This window comes from Streptomyces pinistramenti (assembly GCF_020564935.1).
GTDB lineage: Bacteria > Actinomycetota > Actinomycetes > Streptomycetales > Streptomycetaceae > Streptomyces > Streptomyces pinistramenti.
The window spans coordinates 222,504-244,207 of the sequence record NZ_JAJCXB010000002.1; the positions used below are offsets into that span (position 1 = coordinate 222,504).

A 21,704-nucleotide genomic window follows, 5' to 3' on the forward strand; every position below is an offset into this window, starting at 1 on the left:
AGAAGGTCACCGTGCTCCTTGTGACATGCCCGTGGTGCGGTCCGCGCGACGAGACCGAGTTCCACTACGGGGGCCAGGCCCACGTCCCCCACCCCGCCGACCCCGCGGCCCTCGACGACCGGCAGTGGGCCGAGTACGTCTTCTACCGCGAGAACCCCAAGGGGCCGTTCGCCGAGCGGTGGATGCACGCCACCGGGTGCCGCCGCTGGTTCAACGCCCTGCGGGACACCGCGAGTTACCGGATTCTGGCCACGTACCGGCCGCACGAACCACGGCCCTCGCCGCAGCCCGTCGAGACACCCACCGCACCACCGTCCCCGGGCGACCGCCGGGCGGCCGGATCCTCCGGAGGGAACCGATGACCGAGCAGCACCGCAGGCTGCCGCACGGCGGCCGCATCGACCGCACCACCACGCTCCGCTTCACCCTCGACGGGCGGGAGCTGACCGGCCACCCGGGTGACACCGTCGCCTCCGCGATGCTCGCAAGCGGCATCATCGAGGTGGCGCCCTCCCTCTACCGCGGGCGCCCGCGCGGCATCGTCGCCGCAGGTGTCGATGAGCCCAACGCCCTTCTCCAGCTGGCCGGTCCGTGCTCGGAGGGGATGCTGCCTGCCACCACCGTCGAGCTGTACGACGGTCTCGCCGCCACCACGCTCTCCGGCCGCGGCAGGCTGGACCCGACGCCGGACACCGCGGTCTACGACAAGAAGTACGTGCACACCGACGTCCTGGTCATCGGCGCGGGACCGGCAGGACTCGCGGCGGCCGCCGCGGCGACCGGGGCCGGCGCACGGGTCGTCCTCGTCGACGAACAGCCGGAAACCGGCGGCGCGTTGCTCTCCGAAGGCGACGGCGACGGCACCGGCTCCGGCGAGGCCGCCCGCGCCTGGGCCGCCGCGGCCCGTGCCGCGCTCGACGCCGCGCCCGATACCCGAGTACTCACCCGCACCAGCGCCTTCGGCTCGTACGACGGCAACTACGTGCTGGCCGTGCAGCGGCGCACCGACCACCTCGGCGCGGGCGCCCCGGCCGGGGTCTCGCGGCAGCGGCTGTGGCACGTCAGGGCCCGCCAGGTCGTCCTGGCGACCGGCGCCCATGAGCGGCCGCTGGTGTTCGCGGGCAACGACCGGCCCGGCGTGATGCTGGCATCGGCGGTGCGCACCTACGTCAACCGCTACGCGGTGGCGCCCGGTGCGCGGGCCGTGGTCGCCACCACCAACGACAGCGCCTACGACACGGCCGCCGACCTGCACGCGGCCGGAGTCACCGTCGCGGCCGTCGTCGATTCCCGTCCCCACCTGTCCACCAGAGCAGCAGAGTTCGCCGATGCGACCGGTGTGCCGGTGAGCACCGCGAGCGCCGTGACCGGCACCGCGGGCGCGGCCCGGCTCACCGGCGTCACCGTCCGCGCACTGGACGACGAGGGGCAGCCCGCCGGGCCCGGACGGTCCTTCGCCTGCGATCTGCTGGCGGTGTCCGGCGGCTGGAGCCCGGCGGTGCACCTGCACAGCCAGCGGCAGGGCGCGCTGCGCTGGGACGCGGACCGCGCCGCCTTCGTCCCCGGCGGCCCGGTCGATGACCAGCAGTCGGCCGGTGCCGCCCGCGGCACCTACGATCTCGCGGGCTGTCTGGCCGATGGCGCGCAGGCCGGGGCCCGTGCGGCGGCGGCAGCCGGGCATCCGGGGGCACCGGCGCCGGACGAGCCGCCCCCGTGGGCGGCCGGATCCGCCGGGCCCGGGACCGTGCGCCCCCTGTGGCTGATCCCCGGCGACGACGGCGACGAGGACACCCACTTCGTCGACCTCCAGCGCGATGTCACCGTCGCCGACATGCGGCGCTCCACCGGCGCCGGTATGCGCGACGCCGAGCACGTCAAGCGCTACACCTCGCTCGGCACCGCGGGCGACCAGGGCAAGACCTCCGGCGTCAACGCGATCGGCGTCATCGGGACGCTGCTCGGCGTGAGTTCGCCCGGGGCGCTCGGCACCACCACCTACCGCGCGCCCTACACGCCCGTGGCCTTCGCGGCGCTGGCCGGCCGCGAGCGGGGCGCGCTCTTCGCCCCCGAGCGCAGGACGGCGGTGCACGACTGGCACGTCGGGCGGGGCGCGGTGTTCGAGGACGTCGGCCAGTGGAAGCGGCCCCGGTACTACCCGCGGCCCGGCGAGGACATGGACCGCGCGGTGATCCGCGAGTGCCGGGCGGCCCGGGAAGGGGTGGCGTTCATGGACGCGTCCACCCTCGGCAAGATCGAGATCCGGGGCGCGGACGCGGGCGAATTCCTCAACCGCATCTACACCAACGGCTTCAAGAAGCTGAAGCCCGGCTTCGCCCGCTACGGCGTGATGTGCACGGCGGACGGCATGATCTTCGACGACGGCGTCACCCTCCGCCTCGCCGACGACCGCTACTTCATGACCACCACGACCGGAAACGCCGCCGCCGTACTGGACTGGCTGGAGGAGTGGCTGCAGACCGAATGGCCGGAGCTGGACGTCATGTGCACCTCGGTCACCGAGCAGTGGACCACCGTCGCCGTGGTCGGTCCCCGCTCCCGCGACGTCATCGCCCGCCTCGCGCCCGCCCTGGACGTCTCGAACGACGCCTTCCCCTTCATGGCCTTCCGCGAGACCACCCTGGCCGGTGGCGTGCCCGCCCGCGTCTGCCGGATCTCCTTCTCCGGCGAACTCGCCTACGAGATCAACGTGTCGGCCTGGTACGGCCACGCCGTCTGGGAACAGACCGAGGAGGCAGGACGCCCCTTCGGCATCACCCCGTACGGCACCGAGGCCATGCACGTGCTCCGCGCCGAGAAGGGCTTCATCATTGTCGGCCAGGACACCGACGGCACGGTCACCCCGCAGGACGCCGGCATGCCCTGGGTCGTCTCCCGCCTCAAGGACTTCGTCGGCAAGCGGTCCTTCTCCCGGCCCGACACCGCGCGCGAGGACCGCAAGCACCTGGTCGGGCTGCTGCCCGCAGACCGCAGGACCCGGCTGTCCGAGGGCACCCAGATCATCGGCCGTGGCGTGCCCGTCACCCCGGAGGACGGGCCCGTGCCGATGCTCGGCCACATCACCTCCAGCTACTACAGCCCGGCACTCGGCCGGCCGTTCGCGCTGGCGCTGGTCGCCGGCGGCCGCGACCTGGCAGGCCGCACCCTCATCGCCGTGGACGGCGACGAGCTGGTGCCCGTCGAGGTGCACTCCCCCGTGCTCTACGACCCCGAAGGGACCAAGCGTGATGGCTGACCTCACCGCCACCGGACCGGCCGCGCTGCGCCGCAGCCCCCTGGCCCACCTCACCGACGCCCTGCGGGCCGCGACGGTCACCGGGCCGCGCGCGGTGGCGCTGGCCGAGTGGCCCTGTGCCGCGATGGTGAGCCTGCGCGTCGACCCCGCTTCGCCCGCCGCGGGCCGGATCGCGCAGGCCCTGGGCGCCACCCTGCCCGCGCGGTGCGGCCGTACGGCGTCCGCCGGATCCCGCACCACGCTGTGGCTGGGGCCCGACGAATGGCTGGTCGTCGCGCCGCCGGGAGCGCCCGCGCCCACCGCGGAGCTGGCCGCCGCACTCGGCGAGGAGCCGGGGTCCGTCGTGGACGTCTCGGCGAACCGCACCGTCCTGGAACTGCGCGGCCCCGCCGCCCGCCAGGTGCTGGAGAAGGGCTGCGCCCTGGATCTGCATCCGCGGGTCTTCGGACGGGGGCAGGCGGTCAGCACCCTGGTCGGACCGGTGCCCGTCGTCCTCTGGCGGACCGGTGTCGACAGCTACCGCCTGCTGCCGCGCTCCTCGTTCGCCGACCACCTGGCGCGCTGGCTGATGGACGCGATGAGCGAGTACGCGCTGCCCGAGGTGGACTGAGGGCCGGTGTCCGGGCCCCGGCCGGGTCGGCGCCCTCACCGGCGGCGGCGCTCAGAACAGCCGGGCCAGTGCGGCGTCGAGACCGGGCAGGCCCGTCAGGTCCAGCAGGAAGTGTTCCTCCAGGACCTGGCACACCTCGGACGGGCCCTGGAGGGTGCGCCGTTCGGTCGGCCCGTCCAGGTGGTGCACGGCGAAGGCGGCGCCGTTGAGCGCGTAGCGGCGGTCGGGAGCCGGCCGTGCCGCCATCAGGGCGGAGACGAACGGCGAGGCGGGGTGGTGGGAGAGGTAGTAGTTGCTCACCTGGTAGTCGGCGAGGAGCTGCTCGCCGAGGTCGAAGGTGTATACCGGCCGCCAGGTGTCACGGACCTTGGCCTGTAGCACGTAGCCGTTCCGCCCGTCGGGCCAGAGGCGGAACGGCTCGTGCGGGGTGGGCTGTTCGGTCTCGGGCTCCAGCGCGAGCACGCCGGTCAGCGTCACGCCGCCGAATCCCACGTCGACCAGGTGCGGGCCCTGCGGAAGCTCGACCCGCAGCAGCATGTGCGTACGGGCTCCGGGTGCGGCCCCTTCCGGGCGGCCCCACACCACGCGGGCCCCGAGCCCTGTGGTGCGAAAGCCGAGCGCGTCCAGGGCACCCTTGAGCAGCAGGTTCTGCTCGAAGCAGTAGCCGCCCCGGCCGCCGTGCACCAGTTTCGCCGTCAGCGCTTCCTGGTCGAGCGGGACCTCCCGGCCGGTGAACGGGTTGAGGTTCTCGAACGCGATCGTCTGCGCGTGCGCGGCCACGATGCGCCGCAGTGAGTCGAGGCCGGGGCCCTGGACGGTGTCGAGACCGATCCGGTCGAGATAGGCGGGCAGGTCGAGGCCGGCGGGCGGCTCGGGCGTCGTAGTCATGGCCCCATCCTCCGTCCTCGCGTACCCGGAGGGCCCACCCGGGGGAGGCCGTCCGTACCGGGTGTCCTGCCCCAAGTGGCCTGGACAGCGCTCCGCGCGCCGTGCTGTCATGCCCACCACAGTTCCTTCCCGGCACGTCGGCGCCGTACCACCGGGCGCCCGTCCGTACCGGTGACGAGCCGCCACCTTCCGCACCAAGGAGGCCCCGTGCGCACCCGACGAATCGGACGACATCTGGCGCTGCTGCTCGGCGCCGCACTGGGCCTGGCCGGCCTCGGCGCGTGCGCCGCGCCCGCCGTTCCCGCTGCGCCCGCCGCGAACGCGGCAGCCGTCACGGACGGGCCGCACGGGCTGAAGGGCGAGTACTACACCCAGTCCGCGCCCGGCGCCTTCGACTTCCACACGCTCAAGGCCACCGGCTTCGACCCGGACATCGACTTCGGCAGCCTGGACTCCCGGCTCCGGTACGCCACCGGCCAGGACGACAACACCAGCGTCCGCTGGACCGGCAAGGTCGTACCGGAGAAGTCGGGGCCCACCACCTTCTCGATGAGCGGCGACAACGGCTTCCGGCTGTGGGTGGACGACAAGCTCGTCCTCGACCACTGGGTCGACGACTGGGACAACGAACAGACCTCCCGGCCCGTGGAGTTGACCGCGGGAACCGCCCACGCCCTCAAGATCGAGTACTTCGAGCACATCGGCGGCTCCAACCTGCACCTGCGCTGGACCGAACCCGGCGAGGCCAAGAAGGCCGTCCCGTCCTCAGCCCTCCGTCTTCCCGACGGCTACGACTACGACGGCGCCGTGGCCGCAACCGTGCTCCGGGACGGCCGCCGGCTCCGGCTCGACTTCGCGCAGCCCGTCGCGGCGCCCCCGGCCGGCCTCGCGACCCATCTCCAGGCCGTCATCGGCGGCGCCACCTGGCCGCTCGGCAGTGTCACCGCCGATCCCGAGGACCCGCGCGTCCTGCTCGTCGGCCTCAAGGAACCCGTCGTCGGCAAGAAGGGCGGCGGCGCGGCGGGCACCGCCGAGCTGCGCTACGACGGCAAGGGCGGCCTGACCGGCGGCAACGGCAAAGCCGTCGGATCCTTCTGGGCGAGCGGCCCCAACTCCTCGCAGTACGAACTGCGGACGCCATGGGCCGACAAGGTGGGCCCCGGCAACGCGCACCCCGAGTACCCGCGCCCGCAACTCACCCGTGACGCCTGGCAGAACCTCAACGGCACCTGGCAGTTCGCCGCCGCCAAGGCGGGCGAGAAGCCGCCGGTCGGCAAGCGGCTCGGCGAGAAGATCCTGGTGCCCTACCCCGTCGAGTCCCAGCTCTCCGGCATCGAGCGGCACGAGGACCGCATGTGGTACCGCCGCACCTTCACCGTCCCGGCCGGCTGGCACGTCGGCGGCGGCACGCGGCTGCGCCTCAACTTCGGCGCCGTCGACTGGCAGTCCACCGTGTACGTCAACGGCACGAAGGTCGCCGCGCACCGTGGCGGGTACGACAGGTTCAGCGCCGATGTCACCGACGCGCTCCGGCCGGGCCGCACGCAGGAGCTGATCGTCGGCGTCCACGACCCGACCGACGCGCCGGACGGCCCGAACCCGCCGGTCGGCAAGCAGCGCCAGGACCCCAGCGGCATCTGGTACACCCCGTCGTCCGGCATCTGGCAGACCGTGTGGATGGAGCCGGTCGCCGCCGACCACGCCGACTCCCTCACGCTCACCCCCGACGTCGGACGCCGCACGCTGACCGTCGAGGCGCGCGGCGTACGCGCCGGGGTGCCGTTCACGGCCACCGCGTACGACGGGAAGAAGAAGGTCGCCACGGCCCGCGGACGCACCGGCACACCACTGCGGCTGACGATCGCCGACCCTCATCTGTGGTCGCCCGACGACCCGTTCCTCTACGGGCTCAGGGCCGCCATCGGCCACGACCGGGTCGGCAGCTACTTCGGGATGCGCTCGGTGGCCGTCACGAAGGTGAACGGCGCCCCGCGCACCCTCGTCAACGGCCGGCCCACCTTCCTGATGGCCACGCTCGACCAGGGCTTCTGGCCCGACGGCCTGCACACCGCGCCGACCGACGAGGCGCTCGCGTACGACCTGACGATGCACAAGAAGATGGGCTTCAACTCCGTCCGCAAACACATCAAGGTCGAGCCCGACCGCTGGTTCTACTGGGCCGACAAGCTGGGGCTGCTGGTCTGGCAGGACATGCCCGCGATGAGCCGCACTCCGGACACCGCCGCGCGCGCCGAGTACGAACGCGAGATGAAGGCGATGATCGACCAGCACCGCAGCAGCCCCTCGGTCATCATGTGGGTCACCTTCAACGAGGGCTGGGGCCAGTACGACCAGGCCCGCGTCGCCGGCCAGGCCAAGTCCTGGGATCCGGCCCGCCTGGTCGACAACATGAGCGGCGTCAACTGCTGCGGCGCCGTGGACGGCGGCAACGGCGACATCGCCGACGCCCACGGCTACCCGGGCGCCCAACTGCCCGCGCCCGACGGCGAACGGGCCCGGGTCAGCGGCGAGTACGGCGGCCTCGGCCTCGCGGTGCCCGGCCACGCCTGGTCGGTCCAGCAGTCGTACATCGACGTGGACCCCGCGACGTACACGGACGACTACCTGGAGCGGCTCGGCGAGGTCCGCAAGCTGGCCTGCCAGGGCGGCAACGGCGCCGTCTACACGCAGATCACGGATGTCGAGGGCGAGTTGAACGGCCTGCTGACGTACGACCGGAGGGTGATCAAACCCGACGTGAAACGGCTGAAGGCGGCACACCAGGCCCTGATCCGGGACGCGTCACGGCCGGTACCGGCCAACTGCCCCGCCTCCTGAGCCCCGCGAGACCCCTTCGCCCGACGCGCACCGGTCCGCCACTCGAACACACTCGCCCCGCGGTGACCGCTCATGGGATGCTGAGGCGTCCACGGATCATGGCAGCGATCAGGAGAGTCCGGCAGCGTGAAGGCAGTGACACGGCGGGTCTGGACCGGCACGTGGGATCGCTTCTCGGCGTCCGACCCCGGTTTGCTGCGGCTGATGGCGGGGCTGCGGACGGTGTCCGCGATCGGTCTCACCCTCGTCGCCCTCGCCCTGCTCGACACCGGCGTCAAGCTGATGGTCGCGGGCGCGATGGCGGCGATGGTGTCGACCTTCGCCATCAAGGAGAAGGACGTACGCGGCCAGGCGGTGACCCTCGGGCTCGGCCTGCCGGTGGCGCTCGCCGCGATGTCCCTGGGCGCGCTGCTGAACCACCGGGTCATCGCGGGCGACGCGTTCTTCGTGGTGCTGATCTTCGGCGCCGTCTACAGCCGCCGGTTCGGCGACCGCGGTACCGCGCTCGGCCTGATCGGCTTCCAGATCTACTTCATCTCCCTGTTCGTGGGCGCATCGGTGGCCAAGCTGCCCGTGCTGTACCTGACGCTCGCCCTCGCCTTCGCGTGCAGCGCCGTCGTCAGGTTCGCCGTCATACCGGAGACCCCGCAACGCATCCTCAAGCGGCTGCGCGACGCATTCCGGGCCCGGCTCGCGCAGCTCGTGGCCGGCCAGATAGAGCTGCTGGACGCCGAACCCGAGCAGATGGACAAGGTCCTCGACGACCTGCGGCGGCGCACCGCCCGGCTGCACGAGGCGGCGTTGATGATCCAGAGCCGCCTGGAGGAGGGCTCCCGCGACGCGGCCACCGCGGCCCTGCTCCAACGACGGGTCGCGGACGCCGAGATCGCCACGGAGCGTCTGGGCATGCTGCTGCTGAACGCCCGCAGCGCCGAGCGCGCGGACACCCTCACCCTCCACCTGCCGCACGCGCCCGTACCGGCCACCGGAGACCTGTTCACAGTCGAGGACGACGCGACCGTCACGCTCCGCCGGGACCTCAACGCCCTGCACCTGCTGGTGTCCCGCCCGGCCTCCGCGGGCCAGGGCTCCGGTGTGGCCCACGTACGCAACAGGCTGCTGGGCTACCGCGACGAGGAGAAACTGCCGCGCGCATCGACCGCCGTCCAGGACGTCTTCCGCGGGCTCGGCGAGGCGGCCCGTTCCGTCCTGGGCCTGCGGCTCGCGCTGGACGGGCCGCAGGACGAATCCCATGACTCGCCTGCGACCACCCGTTCCCGTGAGGAGTTCGACGCGGAGGACGTCGCGCTCGCCGGTCCCGACGAGCCCGAAGAGGACGACCGCACCGGGCTGCAACGCCTCACCACCCGGGCCGCGTTCCAGGTCTCGGTGGGCTCGGTGCTGGCCATCATCGGCGGCGAGTTCCTCTCCTCCCAGCGCTGGTACTGGGCGGTGCTGACCTGCTGGGTGGTCTTCCTCAACACCGCGTCCACCGGCGAGATCCTGGTCAAGGGCTACCGCCGGCTGATCGGCACCATCCTCGGGGTGATCGCCGGTGTCGCGCTCGCGGGCCTGGTCGGCAACCACACCTGGATCGCCTTCGCCCTCGTCCTGCTGTTCATCTTCGCGATGTTCTTCACCGCTCCCCTGTCGTACGCGCTGATGTCCTTCTTCGTCACGGCGATGCTGGGGCTGCTCTACACGCTGCTGAACACCTACAGCCTCGACGTGCTGGTGCTGCGCATCGAGGAGACCGCCCTGGGCGCCGTCTGCGGGATCATCGCGGCGGTGCTGGTGCTGCCGGTGCACACCGACCGGCGCACCGACGAGCTGCTGGGCACCGTCCTGGACCGGCTGGGCGATGTGGTGTCGGCGGCGGTGGAGCAGCTCTGCGGCGGTCCGGCATCCGATCTGCTGGGCAGGGCACGGGACCTGGACACCGCGCTGGACGAGCTGCGCGCCTCCACCAAGCCGTTGACGCATCCGATCACCCCGCTGCGCGGCCGGCGCCAGACCGCCCGCTACCTGGTGGCGCTGCTGGAGACCTGCGCGTATCACGCCCGTTCGCTGGCGGCGACGGCCGAGCTGGTGCCGCACAGCAAGAACGTCGCGGCCGACCCGCGCCTGGAGCGGGCCGGGCTGCGCATCGCCCACAACATCGAGGTGATCGCCGCGCACGTCAGGGAGGAGGAGACCGGGAGCAAGGTCGAGTCCGGTGCCAGCATCGCGTCGATGATCAAGGGCGACGGCGCCGCGACACCGCCGTCCGGCTCGGTGGCCTTCCGCGTGCTGCGCCATCTCCAGCGCCTGGACGAGGGAGTGGCGGGCCTGGCCCGCCCCCTCGACGTGCCGGTCACCGACCGCACCGAGACCAAGGCCGCACGGGGCTGACGGCGGGCGTCCGGCACAGCCCGGCGACAATGCCCTGACCTGCTGCTCCACTCGGTGCCGCGCGGGCCGGGGCGCGGCATATGACGTAGAATCGACGGATGATTTTTATTGTCGTGAAGTTCCCCGTAAAGCCCGAATGCGTCGAGGAGTGGCGCACCCGCGTCGACGCGTTCACCGAAGGCAGCCGCGCCGAGCCGGGCAACCTCTGGTTCGAGTGGTCCCGCAGCCTCGAAGACCCGAACACCTTCGTCCTGGTGGAGGCGTTCCAGGACGACGCAGCCGCGGCGCACGTGAACTCCGAGCACTTCCGTGCCGGCCTGGAGACGATGCGCCCGATGCTGCGGCACACGCCGGAGATCGTGAGCACCGTGATCGAGGGTGCGACCGGCTGGAGCGCGATGGGCGAGCTGACCATCGACTGACCTGGTGCAGAACTGCCGCGCCGGGGGCTCCCCTTGAGGAGAGCCCCCGGCGGTCCGGTGGTCAGCCGGTGGTCAGCCGTTCGGGGTGAGCGCCGCGTCGGTGCCCTTCCGGGGCTGCGGGACGTCCACCGCCGCCTCGTGGTCGTCCTCCTGCCGTCGGGACGCCAGGCCCGCGGCGAAGCGCGGCCAGACGAGGAGCACGACGGGGTAGATGAGGTAGCCGATGCGGGTGGCCGGGGACAGCACGATGGCCAGGATCAGGCCCAGCGCCAGCCGGTTGGCGGCCGCGACGGTGTTGCGCGGCGCGCGGACCAGCAGCGAGATGCCCACGCCGAGAGCGCTGAGCCCGATGAGCACGACGGTGACCGCCTTGCCGTTCGGCACCAGCGAGACGATCAGGCTGCCGAGCAACGGGCTCTGCGCGGACGACGCCGTGGGGCCCAGGCCCAACGGGTAGAGCACGACGTTCTGGTAGAACGCCCCGCCGTCCACGAGAGCCACGGGTATCGCGGAGAGCACCGCGAGTCCTATGGAGCCCAGCGCGCACTTGACCGCAGCACGCTTCCCGTACACCACCGCGAACATCACGACGAGGACCGGAATGGCGGGCCAGGCCGTCCACTTCAGCGCGGCCGCCGCACCCAGGGCCAGCCCGGCGCGGCCCGCGTCGCCCCGGTGCGCGAAGGCGAGGGCCAGGCATATCAGGCCGATGACCGGCGGGTCCACGCCGCCGATGGCGATGGGCAGCGCGACCAGCGGGCAGGCGATCAGCCACAGGAGACCCAGTCCCCCGGTCATGCCGCCGCCCACGTTCTCGTTCAGGCCGAGCGAGCCGCTCTTCGAGCCCCTGGCCAGCACCCGCACGGCGCAGATCGCGGCCGCGAGGAAGCCCAGCAGGAACCACAGCCGCGCGCTGCCGAGCGGAGTGTCGCCGAACAGCATGTGCGGGATCCCGAAGAGCGTCATCCCCGGCAGGTAGGGGTTGAAGTCCGCGACGATGTGCGGCGCGGCGTTGTACGGGGTACCGGACGAGAACAGCAGGTCCGCGCCCCGCTCGACGACTCCGACCTCCATCTGTTCCTTACTGATCACCGTGAGATACAGCAGGGGCATGACAGCTGCACCGATGACGGAGATCACGGCGGGGATGCGCGCCCACGGCTTCGCCGACTTCAGGGCGACCAGGGCGGCAACGAGGTACCCGGCCGCCGCGGTGATGCCCCACGCCTGCTGCGAGGTGTCCGGCGGCGAGGAGAGCCCCACCGCGAGCGACGACACCGCACAGACCAGCAGCACCGGCCAGTCCCACCGACGGCCACCGCCCGCGGACGCGGATGACGGGTCGGCGTCCGACCGCCGCTTCTGAGCAGGAATCAGCATCAGGCGTCGACCCCTCGGCGGGTCCGGTGCCTGTCGGGAACGGAGGTAGGATCGGCGGAGCGCATGAGGCCGCAACCGTGAGGTGAACCGGATGCGGTGAGGCCGTTGGAGGGATGGCGGTGGATCATAGTATGACTGTACATGCCGTGTATAGCTGCGCGACCCTGCCCCCCTTGCGGCGCCCGCACCGCCACTGACGATCATCCCGATCCCACCGCGAGCCTCGGCATCCGTGCCGCGAGACGACGGCGTGGCACCCCAACTCCCGCGGCACACCGGACAGTTGGGCCGTCACCCGACCATCCCGCCCGGCCCCCTGTGGCGTTCGTCTCACCGTCGGCGCGACCGCGCACCGAGCGTCCCGCACCGCCGCCCCGAGAGGCAGATCCCCCGATCGGCCTCTACCGTGAGGAGTGGATCGACTACTTCCCCTCGATGCCGCCTTGAGGTGATCGGTATGAACGAGACCGGAGGACAGAGCGGGCAGAGCGCAGCCGGAGGGCGCGGCCGTACGACCATCGCGAGCACGGTCGTCGAAAAGGTCGCGTACTTCGCCGCTCGGGACGTCGACGGTGTGCACGCACTCGGCAGCGGGCTGTCACGTTCGGTCGGAGCCCTGCGCCAGCGCGTCCCCGGGGGCGCCACCCCCACCCACGGCGTCAAGGTCGACGTGGGAGAGAAACAGACGGCGATCGACCTGGATCTCGTCGTCGACTACGGCGAGCCCATCACCGAAGTGGCCGGTGCCGTACGGGAGAGCGTCATCTCCTCCGTCGAGCGGATGACCGGCCTTGAGGTCGTGGAGGTCAACATCGCCGTCAGCGACGTGAAGCTCCCCGATGAAGAGGAAGAGACCGAGGAGGAACGGAGCCCGGGGCAGCGGGTGGCCTAGGGTCTCTCCACCCCTACGACCGGCGGCGGGGCTTGCCGCGTTTGCCGCTCTTGGGACCGCCGGAGCCGCTGCGGGCGTTGCGGCCGGCCGGCTTGCCTGCGGGCTTCGCGCGGGTGCCGCCCGACTCGGGGCGCTTGCGCTTCGGCTGCTCGGCCTGGGGCTGCGAACGGCCTCGTGAGCTGTTGACGGTACGGCCGCGGACGATCCCGATGAAGTCCTCCACCAGGTCGGTGGTCTCGGCCTCCGGCCAGGACAGCGCGACGCGGGACTCGGGGACGCCGGAGACCGGCCGGTAGGTGAGGTCCTTGCGGTGGTGCAGGCGGGCGAGCGACTGCGGGACGACGAGCAGGCCCACACCAGCCGCGACCAGTTCGATGGCGTCCGCCGTCGTGGCGGGCCGCTCGTTGGCGGGCCGTCCCGGCGGGTGTTCCCAGTCGAGGGTGTCGTCGAGGGGGTGCAGCACCAGCTCGTCGGCCAGGTCGTCCGCGGAGATCTCGTCGACCGCCGCCACGATGTGGTCCTTCGGGACCACGACCACCGTCGTCTCGGTGTAGAGCGGGATCGCGCTGAGGTCGGTCCGGTCGATCGGCAGCCGGACGAAGCCCGCGTCGGCGGCGCCGGTCCGCAGCACCTCGCCCGCTTCGGCGGCGGACACCGCGGTCAGGGTCAGCGGGATACCGGGCAGTCGCTCGTTCCAGATCCGCACCCACTTGGTGGGCGTCACTCCCGGGACATACGCCAGCCGGAACGAAGGGGATGCTTCCGAGCCTGTCACCCCGCCAGGTTACCGGTCGTGGTCAGCGGTAGCGCACACGCTCGATACCCTTGACACCATGACGTCGCACCAGAGCACCCAAACCATGAAGCCCGCCACCGCGGCGAAGAAGCTGGGTGTGTACCTCGAAGCCACCCCCGCCGAGTTCCAGGAGGGTGTCGTCTCGCGCACCGAGCTGAACGCGCTGCAGACCGATCCGCCCGAGTGGCTGCGGGAACTGCGAGGCAACGGCCCGCATCCCCGGCCGGTGGTCGCGGCGAAGCTCGGTGTCTCCATCGCGGGCCTCGCCCGTGGCGGGGTCACCGAAGCCCTCACCACAGAGCAGATCGACGCGCTCAAGCAGGAAAGCCCCGAGTGGCTCCAGCGGGAACGCGCCACCCAGGCCGATGTCCGCAAGGAAGCACAGCGGATCAAGGAGAAGAACGAGGAGAAGAAGGCGAAGGACGCGGCGCGCGGCGAGTAGTCGCCCCTGCCACATCCCTGGCCTTCTTCCGTTCGGCGCCGGCGTCCCCCACGGGGGCGCCGGCGCCGTATCGGCCGCTCGTGCTCAGGCGCTCTTCCACCGGATCCGGGTGCCGCACAGCGCCACGACGATGGCCGAGGCGGCGACGGCGGCCAAGCCCCACACCAGACCGGCGGCGTTCGCCAGGAAGCCGATGAGCGGCGGTCCTGCCAGCAGGCCCGTCGTTCCCATGGCGGCGACCAGCGTCAGCGCGTCGGAACCCTGTCCCGCCGCAGCCACGTAGACGCACGGGGTCACCGCCGCGATGCCCAGGCCAACGCAGGCGAAGCCGATCAGGGCCGGGATCACGCCGCCGGACAGCAGGGCGAGCGCAAGACCGGCTCCGGCCAGGGTGCTGCCGACCCGGACGATGCGTCCGTCGCCCCACCGGCTGCGCCAGCCGTCGGCGAACAGGCGGGCCAGGACCATCATTCCGGAGACGACGGCGATGCCCATGGGCGCCAGTTCCGCGGATGCCTTGGCGACGTCCTTCAGGTAGAGGGCCGACCAGTCGTTCATGGCGCCTTCGGTGACGGTGCCGAACGCCATGGCGCAGCACATCCACAGCACCATGCGGGACGGCAGGGTCCAGCCGCCGCGGCTCTTCCGCGGCTTTTCCGTGGCGGGCCGGTCGTCGGCGGGCCGGTCCTCCGTGAGCAGTCCCGGTGCCGCGCAGACGACCAGGAGCAGCAGGATGACGGCGGCCACACCGAAATGCGCGGCCACGGTCGAGGTCACCGCGTTCATTCCGGAGGCGAGCAGGGCGGCCAGGAGTGACCCGCCGCTGAACGCCGCGTGGAGTTTGGACATGGCATTGCGCCGGTGGGCGGCTTCGAGTGCGGCTCCCTGGGCATTCATGGCGACGTTCAGGCAGCCCACCAGGATGCCGTCGCCGCACATGACCGTCAGGGCGCTCGGATAGTTCGGCGCGAAAGCCAGCGCGGGGAGCAGTGCGGCCAGGCCGAGCGCCGACAGCAGTGCGAGGCGGCGCGAGCCCAGCCGTCTCATCAGCACCGCCACCAAGGGAAACGAGGCCGCGGCGCCCACTCCGGCGGCCATCAGGAACAGGCCCACCTCCGCGGCGGTCAGGCCGAGGTGCGTCTTGAGTGCGGGGAGCCGGGATGCCCAGGTGGCGTACTGGAATCCGAGGGAGCAGAACAGTGCGGTGATCGCCAACTGGGCGCGGCGGAACGGATCGTCGAGGCGGAACATGTGCCCTCAACCCCTTCCGTGCTGCGCGGACGGGCCGCGCAGCACGTCGCCGGCCGGCTGCGGTTTCAGGACGCGGTCCGACGGTATTGCCCGGTACATGTAGACGGCGTCGGCGCCATAACTCTCCGGGGGCACGGCCTCGTCGTGGGGCAGGAACCCGTTCGCCGACCAGAAAGGCGCGCTGCCCGCTACGGCGACCAGGGACAGCTGCCGGTATCCGTGCGCCGCGGCCTTCGCGGTGAGGTGGTGCAGAAGGCGGTGTGCCAGGCCCCTGCGTCGAAGGCCCTCCGCGATGACGAGGTCGTGCAGATGCAGATTGCGCGAGGGAAAGGTGATGTCCTCGGCCCGGGTCAGGTCCGGATACCGGAACATCGGGTACGGCAGTGCCAACAGGTAGCCCACAAGCCGCTTTTCGAGGTCCAGTACGAAACAGGTGGCCGGGGAAGCGCGGGCCCTGGATTCCAGTGCGGCGCGGTCCTCCGACAGTCCGATGGCGCCGTATGCACGGGATTCCAGTGCCACGATGCCGCCCCAGTCGTCCGGGGATATGTGCCGTATCTGCACGTCCTGGCTCATTTACCGCGCGCCTTTCCTGGGAGTACCGGCACCGGGCTGCGGAACCTGCCGGTTCAGTCCGTTCCGTTCGCTGTCCTTACCGCGTATGCAGAGGGACGGAAGGGGGCGGAATCCGTTGAAGCCCCGCGTCATGTAGCTGGTGGCGTAGGCGCCGCAGGACAGCACCCATACCGGGTCTCCCGATGCGAGCGATTCGGGGACCTGGACCAGGCCGTGCTCGTGTGCGTACGCGTCGTCGCTGTCGCAGGTGGGGCCCGCGACGACGGCGGGGACTCCGGGGGTATCGGGGTGCGTGGGGAACACCAACCGGTATTGCAACGCGTCCATTTCGTAGAGGCCGTTGAATTTTCCGCAGCTCAGGTAGAGCCAGTGCTGACGTTCACCGTTCAGCTGCTGTCGGGCGGACAGCCGGGCCACGTGTGCCCGGATGAAGCCGTGGTCGGCGACGAGGTAGCGGCCCGGTTCCACCAGGAATTCCAGAACGTGTCCCGGTATTTCCCGCAGGTTCTGCATTCCCTCCCGGATCACGGCGAATATCTTGTCGAGCGGCGGGTCGAGCGGCCTGCCGCGCGTGTCGAGATATCCGAGAGCCGGCAGGCCGCCGCCCAGATTGACGTGGTCCAGGGATATGCCGCGCCGGCTGAGTTCCGTGAGGACGTCGGCCAACCGCTCGAAGGCGTGTCGCCAGGCTTCGGCCGTCATCTGCTGGGAACCGACGTGGACGGAGAGTCCCGACGGGGTGAGTCCCTTGTCGCGGGCCGTTTCCAGGACGCTCACCGCGTCGGCCGCGGAGCATCCGTACTTGTTGCTGAGGCCCCAGAGCGCACCGTCACCATCGGTGGCCAGCCTGCAGAACACCCGGGCGCCGGGTGCGTGGACGGCGAGTGCCGCCACGTCTTCCCGGCAGTCGGTGGCGAAATCCCTGATGCCGAGGCGGTGGGCTTCGGCGATGTTCCGGTCGGATTTGATGGTGTTGCCGTAGTGGATACGGTCGGCCGGCACTCCGGTTCCGAGTGCCTGGGCGATCTCCTGGGGCCCGGCCGCGTCGAACCCGGAGCCGATCTGCGCCAGGCAGTCCAGTACCTCGTCAACGGGGCAGGCTTTCATCGCGAACCGGACGGCGACGCCGGGCAGTTCGCGCCGCAGGTTTGCGTAGCATTCTTCGATTCCCGCGAGGTCGAAGACGATCAGGTCTTCGGTGGCGGCCGCCAGGGCTGCGTACGCGGACGGGTTCCGGGGACTCATCGAGGGTCTCGGCCGTGCTGACGTGCGGCGGGGTAGGGGTTGGTGACCTTGCTCGCGGCCATCATCGGTTCCCACGCTTCGATCAGCAGGGCGAAGTCCTCCATGTCGTGCCGGGCTTCGTCGAGCAGGCGCTCGCGGCGGGCCGCCAGGGTTTCGGCGAACACGGCATATCTGCCGCCGAGTTTCCGGTAGGACCTTTCGAGGCTGTCCAGTCGCCGGATGTTCTCCGCCGGGTCGAGCAGGGCGCTTTCCCTGACCATTTCGGCGATTTCGGCGGCGCGTACCCGATGCCGGTCGTCGAGGAGGGACACCTGGGCCTTGGCCATCCTGTCGTAGAGGTGATGGAAATAGAGCATGGAGAGGACGAACTTCGTGAACCGCAGGTGGTAGGCCAGGAATCCCGGATCCGTCCGGCGTTCCCGGGTGTAGAAATTCACGATGTTGCGGTTGTGCAGCACGCCGGGGAGCGCGGCGTCCTGGACGAGGTGCATGAGGAAGTAATCGCTGCCGATGGTGTCGGTCGCGGGCGGCAGCGGGATCTGTTCGTGCACCTGCTGGAAACTGATGTTGCACATGTCCACCCGCATGGGGTCGACGAGGGCCAGGGTCGCCTGGTCGCCGCTGAATGCTTCGGATCCGGCCCCCCGGAAGGACTCGTCGACGAGCTGCCGCTTCGCCTCGTCCGGCCAGTCTTCCGGAGCCCACAGGCTGACCACGTCGTAATAGATGTCGCGGTCGAGCCGGTATATCTCGCCGATGTCGACGGACAGTTCGCCCACGAAGGAACTCCCCACCATGGCCACCGGCTTGTCCGCGTGTTCCGGGTCCAGCGCGTTCTCGGTGACGCCGTGTACCGCGTCGGCCGCGCGCTTTCCCAAGGACATGAGTTCGTGGTGGATGGGAAAGACGGGTGAGCCGTTCACGACCTGGTAGCGGCTGTCGGAATCCCTGCGGTGCAGGGACCGGCATCCCAGCGCGGCGCCGATGAGGAATGCGCGGTTGGTGCAGGCGCCGTAGGACACCTCGGCCGGGAGCATGAGGTCGAGCATCAGCTCGGGCTTCGGGACGCCGGCGTGGTGGATGACCCGCTGGAGGAATTCCCGCTGTTCCGCTTCACCGAGATGGTGCACGTGCACCCGCGGCACCGCGGGAATGCCGCGTGCGGCCGCGGCGTGCTCCGCGAACGCGGAGCCGTCGCAGGAGTCCAGAATCAGCAGGTGGACCTCGACGTCGAAGCGTTCGGCCGCATAGGCCGCCTCTTCGCCGATGGCCGATATCGTCGCGGCGCAGGCCCTGTTGGTGGGAAGGGTCAGACAGATTCGGCGCATGTCCGTTCTCCGGTTGCCTTTTCGAGTTCCGTACCGCTCCAGGATTCGAGGCCCAGCAGTCTGGCCCCGAGGTCGTTCAGTTCGGCGGTTCCGTAGCGCAGCGCTTCGGGTTTCTCGGCATCACCGAGGAGCGTCGCGTTCCAGTCCGGCGTACGGAGATGCCGCCAGGAATCGACCCGGGAGCGCCGCAGTTCCTCGTGCGTCTCCAGCGCCGGCATCATCGAGAGGTACTGGACCGCGCGCACGCCGTTCCGTGAGGTGTTGGGGGCCACGCCGTGCGCCAGCAGACCGTTCCAGATCAGCAGGTCGCCGGCCTCCAACTCGGGCCGCACCACAGGAAGTTCCGTCCGGTCGAAGCGGGGCCTTATCGGATCCCGGTCGGCGGGCTGAAGGGCCTTCCAGTGGTCGAATTGACGGAAGAGTTCGGGCGCGCACTGGAAACCGCCGTGGTCCGGTGCGGTGTCGTTGAGGGCGATGATTCCCTGAACCCGCTGCGGCAGCACGCCGAGCGTGGTGTCGACGTCCCAGTGCAGATCGATGTCGAATCCCCGCTCCGTCGCGGGGATCAGCGCGCGGTCGCGGTTCTTGATGTTGGGCGGGTTCAGGTTGAGCCGGTCCAGGGTGACCCAGAGCTGCTCGCAGTCCCACACATCGACGAATGCGTCGTAGACCCGCTGCGTCTGGCGGCTGTCCCACAGGAGTTGATGGTGGTACGCCTCGACGAAGCCGTAGATGTGCAGTTCCCTGTCGAGGTCCGACCGGAATGCACGGTCCTGATACCAGGTGTCCGGGCGTCCTGGGTCGAGCTGCTGGAATTCCCAGGTGAATTCCAGGAGACGCGCCGCCGCCGATGGCGTTATCGCCTGCTTCACCACGACGTAACCGTAGGTCTGCCAGAAGGCGAAATCCTCGTCGGACAGCACGCGGAGCTGCCGCGTTTTCCGGAGGTCGCGTAGGGGTGTCCTTACCAGGTAAGTGTCGCCGTCCGAGCTGAAATACGGGACGTCCGATGGACTTCGGTGCAGGTAACTGTCGGGTTCCGGCATGCATACGCTCCATGGCTCGAAGTGTCCTGAGACTGGTCGGATCGCCCCGGACGACCGCCGTACCGGGGCGCGTCAGCCGGAGGGAGTCGTACGGGGCCGGCGCGAAGCGGACTGCGGTGCGCCGGCCGCTGCCCATGCCCGTCGCAGGCATGGCGCAGTCACAGGTGGCCGTCGGTGAGGGAGTTGACGCGGGCAGCGGCAGGAGTCGTGTCAGGGGATGCGGGCTGGTGCGCCACATCTGCCCCTTGCTGCACTCGCGTCCCACTAAAATGGACTAGACCAACTTCCGGTGTCAACACCGGAATCGGTGAAAACGGGCGGCCGAAGCGCGGACCGGAGTCGCCTCCTCGCGGAGAACCGCTGGTGAACAGCGTGACGGCGGGACAACTCAACGAGGCTTCACCGGGGGCGAGTTCCTGAAGGCGGACGGCGCGCCGCATCACCACCGCGCCCGCACCCCTCCCCCTCCGGCCCAGCTTCGCGGCCGGGCCACACCGGCACCGCGCGAGGCGGACACCGGCGTCAGCCCCCGCACCTGTACCCCGGCGTCCTTGACACCATCGATTGGCCTAGGCCAATATCCCTTGGTCTGTACCAATGACCGCCCCTGTGATCGATGTGTCGGCACTATCCGGAAGGCCAGTCGATGTCCTCCAGCAAGCACAGCAAGGTGTTGCGACGGCTCGCGCTCTCCGTCCTACAGCCGGGATTCGTCGGCACACAGGCGCCGGACTGGGTGCTTCGGGCCATCGACGAGGGTCTGTCATCCGTCGTGCTGTTCACCCGCAACATCAGCAGTCCTGAGCAGGTCGCCCTGCTGACCTCGCAACTCCGCGCGGAGAACCCGGCGTTGATCACCGCCATCGACGAGGAGGCCGGGGACGTCACGCGGCTGGAATCCGCCACCGGCTCGTCCCGGCCGGGCAACTTCGCCCTCGGCACCGTCGACGACACCGAGCTGACCGAGGCCGTCGCCCGCGACCTGGGGCGTCAGCTGCACGCCGCCGGGGTGAGCCTCGACTACGCGCCCAGCGTGGACGTCAACTCCAACCCCGACAACCCCATCATCGGCGTCAGGTCCTTCGGCGTCGACGCCACCGTGGTCTCCCGGCACACCACCGCATGGGTACGGGGGCTCCAGTCCGCCGGTGTCGGCGCCTGCGCCAAGCACTTCCCCGGCCACGGCGACGTCGCCGTCGACTCCCACCACGGCCTGCCCAGTTACGACGCCGGACTCGACGAGATCATCACGCAGGCGCTGCCCCCGTTCCGTGCCGCCCTGGACGCCGGTGTGCGCGCGGTCATGAGCGGCCATCTCCTCGTGCCCGCCTACGACCCGGACCTCCCCGCCACCCTCAGCCCCCGCATCCTCAACGACCTGCTCCGCAAGGAACTCGGGTTCGACGGGCTGATCGTCACCGACGCCATCGAGATGGGTGCCGTCGCCGACCTGTACGGCATCGGCGGCGCCGCGGTGAAGGCCATCGCGGCAGGCGCCGACGCCATCTGCGTCGGCGGGGAGAACGCCGATGAGGCGACCGTCGAACTCCTCGTCGGTGCGCTCGTCGACGCCGTGGCCTGCGGTGACCTCGCCGAAGGGCGCCTCGCCGAAGCAGCCGACCGGGTCCGGGAGTTCGCCGGCTGGTCGGCCCACCTGAGGCAGGCCGTACCGGCCGACCCGGTCAACGGCGACATCGGCTTCGTCGCCGCCCGGCGCGCCATCCGGCTCACCGGCTCCGTGCGCGACGCACTCCCCCTGGCCGCCCCGCCGCACGTGGTCGAGCTGGTGCCCGCCACCAACCTCGCCATCGGCAAGGAGACTCCGTGGGGTGTCGGCGCCCCCCTGCGCGAGCGGCTGCCAGGAACGACCTTCGCCCGGGTGCACCATGACGACTGGGCAACCCGGCCCGCCGTCCTGGAGGAGCACGCGCTGGCGCCCGCATCGGGCCGTCCGGTGGTCGTCGTCGTCAGGGACGCCGCCCGGCACGCGTGGATGGGCCGCGCCCTCGCCGACCTCACCACGGCGCGCCCCGACGCGATCGTGGTCGAGATGGGCCTGCCTGGCACCGCCGTTCCCGGTGCGGTCCAGGTCTTCACGCACGGCGCCACCGCCGCCTCCGGCGTCGCGGCGGCGGAGGTGCTGGCCGGTTCCCGATAGGGGGACGGCCCCCTGGGTTCTTCCGTTCGGCGGTGCCGGCGGACCGTCGTCGGCCGGGTCCGTACGGCCCGGTGGAAGGGCGCGCTGCGGCACCGCCAGGATGCGGGTCGCCCGCGCCCGCCCGGCACGTGGCGCGGTACGCCGGGCCGCGGGCCGACTCCGGCGTATCTCCGGCGACTCCGCGGCCG

The 21,704-nt window shown here is 71.0% G+C and carries 17 protein-coding genes; 9 read left to right on the forward strand and 8 right to left on the reverse strand.

The window, feature by feature from the left end; translation table 11 throughout:
• Positions 1–11 precede the first annotated feature (11 nt).
• From LIU39_RS35170 to LIU39_RS02540, 3 genes are read left to right on the forward strand one after another with little or no spacing between them, the layout of a single operon-like run.
• Positions 12–362, forward strand: a complete 351-nt coding sequence (locus LIU39_RS35170; protein ID WP_308409334.1) for a sarcosine oxidase subunit delta — start codon at positions 12–14, stop codon at positions 360–362.
• On the forward strand, positions 359–3,253 hold the full coding sequence (locus LIU39_RS02535; protein ID WP_308409335.1) for a sarcosine oxidase subunit alpha family protein: 2,895 nt from the start codon (positions 359–361) through the stop codon (positions 3,251–3,253). The genes LIU39_RS35170 and LIU39_RS02535 overlap by 4 nt, the downstream gene beginning before the upstream one ends.
• Positions 3,246–3,863: a sarcosine oxidase subunit gamma gene (locus LIU39_RS02540; RefSeq protein WP_227044045.1), complete on the forward strand. Its 618-nt coding sequence runs from the start codon at positions 3,246–3,248 to the stop codon at positions 3,861–3,863. The genes LIU39_RS02535 and LIU39_RS02540 overlap by 8 nt, the downstream gene beginning before the upstream one ends.
• Before the next feature lie 51 nt (positions 3,864–3,914).
• Here LIU39_RS02540 and LIU39_RS02545 read toward each other — a convergent pair whose 3' ends face one another.
• Positions 3,915–4,751, reverse strand: coding sequence for an arylamine N-acetyltransferase family protein (locus LIU39_RS02545; protein ID WP_227044047.1), 837 nt, complete (start codon positions 4,749–4,751; stop codon positions 3,915–3,917).
• A 207-nt stretch (positions 4,752–4,958) separates the two neighbouring features.
• Here LIU39_RS02545 and LIU39_RS02550 point away from each other — a divergent pair, with 207 nt between their 5' ends.
• From LIU39_RS02550 to LIU39_RS02560, 3 genes are all read left to right on the forward strand, one after another.
• Complete coding sequence (locus LIU39_RS02550; protein ID WP_227044049.1) at positions 4,959–7,589, forward strand: PA14 domain-containing protein; 2,631 nt, start codon at positions 4,959–4,961, stop codon at positions 7,587–7,589.
• A gap of 126 nt (positions 7,590–7,715) precedes the next feature.
• Positions 7,716–9,980 (forward strand): FUSC family protein, encoded by a 2,265-nt coding sequence (locus LIU39_RS02555; protein WP_372463779.1) that lies wholly within the window; start codon positions 7,716–7,718, stop codon positions 9,978–9,980.
• A 98-nt stretch (positions 9,981–10,078) separates the two neighbouring features.
• Positions 10,079–10,402, forward strand: a complete 324-nt coding sequence (locus LIU39_RS02560) for a putative quinol monooxygenase (RefSeq protein WP_227044051.1) — start codon at positions 10,079–10,081, stop codon at positions 10,400–10,402.
• Positions 10,403–10,474: 72 nt separating this feature from the next.
• Here LIU39_RS02560 and LIU39_RS02565 read toward each other — a convergent pair whose 3' ends face one another.
• Positions 10,475–11,782 (reverse strand): glycosyltransferase 87 family protein, encoded by a 1,308-nt coding sequence (locus LIU39_RS02565; RefSeq protein WP_227044054.1) that lies wholly within the window; start codon positions 11,780–11,782, stop codon positions 10,475–10,477.
• 457 nt (positions 11,783–12,239) lie between these two features.
• Here LIU39_RS02565 and LIU39_RS02570 point away from each other — a divergent pair, with 457 nt between their 5' ends.
• Positions 12,240–12,674, forward strand: a complete 435-nt coding sequence (locus tag LIU39_RS02570; protein WP_227044055.1) for an Asp23/Gls24 family envelope stress response protein — start codon at positions 12,240–12,242, stop codon at positions 12,672–12,674.
• Between the two features lie 13 nt (positions 12,675–12,687).
• Here the strand turns inward: LIU39_RS02570 and LIU39_RS02575 are convergent, their stop codons facing one another.
• Entirely contained in the window at positions 12,688–13,449 is a 762-nt protein-coding gene (locus tag LIU39_RS02575) for a LysR family substrate-binding domain-containing protein (RefSeq protein ID WP_227044057.1), read from the reverse strand.
• A gap of 58 nt (positions 13,450–13,507) precedes the next feature.
• Here LIU39_RS02575 and LIU39_RS02580 point away from each other — a divergent pair, with 58 nt between their 5' ends.
• On the forward strand, positions 13,508–13,912 hold the full coding sequence (locus LIU39_RS02580) for a DUF5997 family protein (protein WP_227044059.1): 405 nt from the start codon (positions 13,508–13,510) through the stop codon (positions 13,910–13,912).
• An 84-nt stretch (positions 13,913–13,996) separates the two neighbouring features.
• Here the strand turns inward: LIU39_RS02580 and LIU39_RS02585 are convergent, their stop codons facing one another.
• The 5 genes from LIU39_RS02585 to LIU39_RS02605 are packed head-to-tail and all read right to left on the reverse strand — an operon-like array spanning position 13,997 to position 19,358.
• Entirely contained in the window at positions 13,997–15,163 is a 1,167-nt protein-coding gene (locus LIU39_RS02585) for an MFS transporter (RefSeq protein ID WP_227044061.1), read from the reverse strand.
• A gap of 6 nt (positions 15,164–15,169) precedes the next feature.
• Positions 15,170–15,739, reverse strand: coding sequence for a GNAT family N-acetyltransferase (locus tag LIU39_RS02590; protein ID WP_227044063.1), 570 nt, complete (start codon positions 15,737–15,739; stop codon positions 15,170–15,172).
• Positions 15,740–16,984 carry a type III PLP-dependent enzyme gene (locus LIU39_RS02595; protein ID WP_227044064.1) on the reverse strand — a complete coding sequence of 415 codons (1,245 nt, stop codon included), beginning with the start codon at positions 16,982–16,984 and terminating at the stop codon, positions 15,740–15,742. It abuts the gene before it with no gap.
• Positions 16,981–18,312 (reverse strand): DUF6271 family protein, encoded by a 1,332-nt coding sequence (locus LIU39_RS02600; RefSeq protein ID WP_227044066.1) that lies wholly within the window; start codon positions 18,310–18,312, stop codon positions 16,981–16,983. Before LIU39_RS02600 ends, LIU39_RS02595 begins: the two co-directional genes overlap by 4 nt.
• On the reverse strand, positions 18,294–19,358 hold the full coding sequence (locus LIU39_RS02605; protein ID WP_227044069.1) for a phytanoyl-CoA dioxygenase family protein: 1,065 nt from the start codon (positions 19,356–19,358) through the stop codon (positions 18,294–18,296). Before LIU39_RS02605 ends, LIU39_RS02600 begins: the two co-directional genes overlap by 19 nt.
• A 646-nt stretch (positions 19,359–20,004) precedes the next feature.
• Between LIU39_RS02605 and LIU39_RS02610 the strand changes: the two genes are divergently transcribed.
• The gene (locus LIU39_RS02610; protein ID WP_227044070.1) at positions 20,005–21,516 is read left to right on the forward strand and encodes a glycoside hydrolase family 3 protein; all 1,512 of its coding nucleotides are present in this window, start codon (positions 20,005–20,007) and stop codon (positions 21,514–21,516) included.
• Positions 21,517–21,704: the final 188 nt, after the last annotated feature.

Excerpts from the sequence above, each read along its gene's own strand:
- LIU39_RS02535 (WP_308409335.1), top strand. The coding sequence starts at position 359 with ATGACCGAGCAGCACCGCAGGCTGCCGCACGGCGGCCGCATCGACCGC.
- LIU39_RS02565 (WP_227044054.1), bottom strand. The coding sequence starts at position 11,782 with ATGCTGATTCCTGCTCAGAAGCGGCGGTCGGACGCCGACCCGTCATCC.
- LIU39_RS02580 (WP_227044059.1), top strand. The coding sequence starts at position 13,508 with ATGACGTCGCACCAGAGCACCCAAACCATGAAGCCCGCCACCGCGGCG.
- LIU39_RS02560 (WP_227044051.1), top strand. The coding sequence starts at position 10,079 with ATGATTTTTATTGTCGTGAAGTTCCCCGTAAAGCCCGAATGCGTCGAG.
- LIU39_RS02595 (WP_227044064.1), bottom strand. The coding sequence starts at position 16,984 with ATGAGTCCCCGGAACCCGTCCGCGTACGCAGCCCTGGCGGCCGCCACC.
- LIU39_RS02605 (WP_227044069.1), bottom strand. The coding sequence starts at position 19,358 with ATGCCGGAACCCGACAGTTACCTGCACCGAAGTCCATCGGACGTCCCG.
- LIU39_RS02590 (WP_227044063.1), bottom strand. The coding sequence starts at position 15,739 with ATGAGCCAGGACGTGCAGATACGGCACATATCCCCGGACGACTGGGGC.
- LIU39_RS02610 (WP_227044070.1), top strand. The coding sequence starts at position 20,005 with ATGTCCTCCAGCAAGCACAGCAAGGTGTTGCGACGGCTCGCGCTCTCC.
- LIU39_RS02540 (WP_227044045.1), top strand. The coding sequence starts at position 3,246 with ATGGCTGACCTCACCGCCACCGGACCGGCCGCGCTGCGCCGCAGCCCC.
- LIU39_RS02585 (WP_227044061.1), bottom strand. The coding sequence starts at position 15,163 with ATGTTCCGCCTCGACGATCCGTTCCGCCGCGCCCAGTTGGCGATCACC.
- LIU39_RS02600 (WP_227044066.1), bottom strand. The coding sequence starts at position 18,312 with ATGCGCCGAATCTGTCTGACCCTTCCCACCAACAGGGCCTGCGCCGCG.
- LIU39_RS02570 (WP_227044055.1), top strand. The coding sequence starts at position 12,240 with ATGAACGAGACCGGAGGACAGAGCGGGCAGAGCGCAGCCGGAGGGCGC.
- LIU39_RS02545 (WP_227044047.1), bottom strand. The coding sequence starts at position 4,751 with ATGACTACGACGCCCGAGCCGCCCGCCGGCCTCGACCTGCCCGCCTAT.